Here is a 3,875-nt window from a genome sequence, read left to right on the forward strand (position 1 = left end):
CTACTCCCCCACTCCCCTACTCCCCTACTTCCCCACTCCCCTACTCCCCCACTCCCCTACTCTCCTACTCCTGATTAATTGGAATTTGAATAATAAATTCAGTTCCTTGACCTAATTGAGAATTACAGAATATTTGACCTCCATGTTTTTGTACTATAATTTCATAACTAATAGAAAGCCCTAAACCAGTTCCTTTTCCTACATCTTTAGTAGTAAAAAATAGGTCAAATATTTTGTCTTTTACCTCTTGAGTAATTCCCAAGCCATTATCAGAAATTTTAATTAAAACTGTCCCTGGATTATCTCTATCAATTTCTGTAGTAATCGTAATAGTAGGAATAAAAAATTTATCTGTTTCCAGTTTTTCTTCCAATACATCTATAGCATTACTAAGCAGGTTCATAAATACCTGATTAATTGGAGCTGCATAACAGGAAATTAAAGGTAAATCCCCATAATTTTTAACAACTTTAATCTGAGGAATTTGTGCTTGAAGTTTCAATCGATGTTGCAAAATCAACAGGGTACTATCAACTCCTGCATGGATGTCTACTTCTTTCATTTGAGATTCATCAAGACGAGAAAATGTTCTTAATGATAATACTAATTGACGAATTCTTTCAGCTCCCATATTCATAGAATTTATCATCTTAGGCAAATCTTTAATAATAAACTCTAAGTCAATATCTTCTGAAAAATTTTTGATTTCTGGAACTGGTTCAAGATAATGTTGATGATATAATTTCACCAAAGTGAGCAAGTTTTGTGCATACTCATCTACATGAGTCAGATTGCCAAAAATAAAATTTACAGGATTATTAATTTCATGGGCAATTCCTGCTACTAACTGCCCTAAACTAGCCATTTTTTCACCCTGAATCATCTGCACTTGAGTTTGTTTTAACTCGTGCAGAGTTTTTGTTAATTCTTCAGTTTGGGTACGGGTTTTTTCCAGTAATTCAGCTTGTTGTAAAGCAATACCTAACTGTACTCCCACCTGTGCTAGCAAATTAATTTCTTCATCTTGCCAATAACGAGGGCTAGAATTTTGATAAGCAACCAGTAATCCCCAAAGTTTTTCTCCCTGCAAAATTGGCACAAAAGTTTCATTTCTAGGAAGTTTACCGGCATGAGTCAGTTTACTGATTACAGGATTAATTGCTAGAGGAGTCTGAACCATAGGAGTCCATTCATCAATCATCGAATCTGCCACAAACTCCCCACTCCAGTCTGGATAAAAACGATAAATAGCTACCCTTTCAACTTCTAGTAACTGTCGTACCTCTTGAGTAGTCGTCTGAAAAATTGTATTAATATCAAGAGATTGTCGAATTCTATCAATAGTAATTGACAGTGCTTTTTGTCGTTCTGTTGCTTTGGCTAACTCTGCTGCTTGAGTTTGAACTTGTTTGACATACTCAGCTTGTTGCAGCGCTACTCCTAACTGAACGCTAATTTGAGCTAATAATTCTACCTCTGCTGTTTCCCACTCACGGGGTGCAGAATTTTGATAAGCTGCCAGCAAACCCCAAAGTTTTTTGCCCTTATAAATAGCAACAATAGCATAAGCTCTAGCTTGATAAGACTCTAATACTTCAATATAACAATTACTAAAACCTGAATTATAGATATCTTTGCAAGTACGATAAACTAATCCTCTATTAAAAGGCCCGCCCTCTGTTTCCTGTAAATAAGTATCAGTTAGAGAATTTTGCAAATCTCTAATGGAACATAGATTAACATTTGCAGGAATTTTAGGATTTTCCTTTTGCTCCTGTATTAACTGAACCCAACCTTCAGCCACTGACTCAGCCATAAATTCTCCACTCCAATCATCATTGAAGCGGAAGATCGCAACTCTGTCTGCATCTAAAAGATGTTGCACTTCTTGAGTGGTTGTTTGGAAAATTGTCTTAATATCCAGAGAACGACGCATTTTGTCAACAATTGCGGCCAGAGTTTTTTCACGTTCTGCCGATCTTTCCTGCTCTGCTGCTTTTGCTAGTTGTACCGACTGCTCCTGAACTTTCTGAAAATACTCAGCTTGTTGCAGAGCTACCCCTAACTGAGCAGCTATTTGAGCTAGCAAGTCTACTTCATCAGTTTGCCAATGACGGGGGCCGGAATTTTGATAAGCTGCCAGTAAACCCCACAGTTTTTCACCTTGCAAAATTGGCGCAATTAGATAAGCTCTGGCTTCAAATTGTTCTAAAAGTTGAATATGACACTCATCATGACCGACTTGATAAATATCATCAACAGCAAAAGTTTCATTGTTTGCATATCGCCCGCCCTGATTTTCTTCTAAAAAGGTATCTTTAATTATGGGCTGAACTCCTACTAGGGGAGTCCATCCTTCTGCAAAAGATTCAGCAATAAATTCCCCGCTAAAGTCTGGCAAGAAACGATATATTGCCACTCGCTCTGCTTGCAAAAGTTTTCTTACTTCTGCGGTTGCAATAGCAAAAATTGTCTTAATTTCTAGAGATAAACGAATTTTGTCAAATAATTCACCTACAATTTTCTGGCGTTCGGCTAACTTTTCTTTTTCTTTACTTATAGCTAATTGTGCTGACTGTTTTTGAACTTGTCTGAGAGCATCATCTTGCTGTAGTGCTACGCCAAAATGATCGGCTATTTGTTGGACAAATTCTATTTCATATTCTTGCCAATGACGGGGACCACTGCATTGATGAATGCATAACAAACCCCAAAGTTCGGGTAATCTTCCTGTTCCTAAACCTTTGAGTAGAGGCACAATTAGATTGGCACGAACCTGAAATTTACCCAATATTTCTCTATGGCAATCACTTAATTCTGCTTGATAAATATCTGCTACCGCTTGTATTCTACCTTTTTGATAATGAACAGCATATTCTCCTCCAAAACAGTGGTCGTATACTTTGGCTGCCAATATTGAATCCCACTCTATTCTTACATCTTCAGAAACAAATTCTCCTTCCCAATCACGTTTTGGATAAAAACGAAAAACTGCCACGCGGTCTGCTTTGAGTAGTTGACGTACTTCTATAGCAGTAATCTTAAAAATTTCTTCTAAGTCTATTGGGGTACGAATTCTTTTGATTACTCTAGCTAATGCTTTTTGTTGTTGTATTTGGTAATGTGCTGCTTCTAGAACATCTGTATTTTTGACTACTAATTCTAGATTTTGAGCCATTATCTGAGCAAATTCAATCTCCACATCTTGCCATTGCCGAGGTCTGCTACATTGATGGATACAAAGTAATCCCCATAGTTCGGGCTTAGTTAATGTGGTAGCATCCTTGGTTTTATCTACTTTGAGTATGGGAACTACCAAATGAGCTTGCACCTGAAACTTTTGGTAAATTTTTGCCTCAGATTCACTTAATGTTGCTTGCTTAATATCTGTTATAGTCTCAATGTATCTTTCTTTATTATATGCAGCCAATTCTTCCCTAAAAGGCCAATGTTCTAACTTCACTCCTAAAATGGAGTTCCAGTCATCTGCTACATCTTCGCAAATAAATTCTCCTTGCCAATTTAACTGAGGGTAAAAGCGAAGCAATGCTACTCGGTCTGCATTGATTAACTGTCGTATTTCTTTAATAGTAATTTTGAAAATAGTATCTTGGTCCAGGGATGTTGGAATATGAGCGATCGCTGTTGCTAACTTTTTTTTATATTCTTGATTTTCTACAGACATAATTTATTGATTACTATTAAATATTTTTATATTATTATTAAAGATTTTTATATTTATAGATAATGTTTCAGAATAAGTATCGTTAATATTTATACATCATATATGACTGAATTTTTTGTATATCTACTTAATGAGCAAATATCTATGAATTATAGAAACTATCTTAGATGATTTACTTATTGATAAACTT

1 protein-coding gene is annotated in these 3,875 nt (G+C 35.9%); it reads right to left on the reverse strand.

Annotated features, from left to right (window positions below):
* Positions 1 to 64: 64 nt before the first annotated feature.
* Entirely contained in the window at positions 65 to 3,685 is a 3,621-nt protein-coding gene (locus AC3DU7_RS27865; protein ID WP_488042507.1) for a GAF domain-containing sensor histidine kinase, read from the reverse strand.
* Positions 3,686 to 3,875 lie beyond the last annotated feature (190 nt).

The sequence above is a fragment of the Okeania sp. genome (genome assembly GCF_983059655.1).

Bases quoted from the DNA above. Each gene is read 5' to 3' on its own strand.
- AC3DU7_RS27865 (WP_488042507.1), bottom strand. From the start codon at position 3,685: ATGTCTGTAGAAAATCAAGAATATAAAAAAAAGTTAGCAACAGCGATC.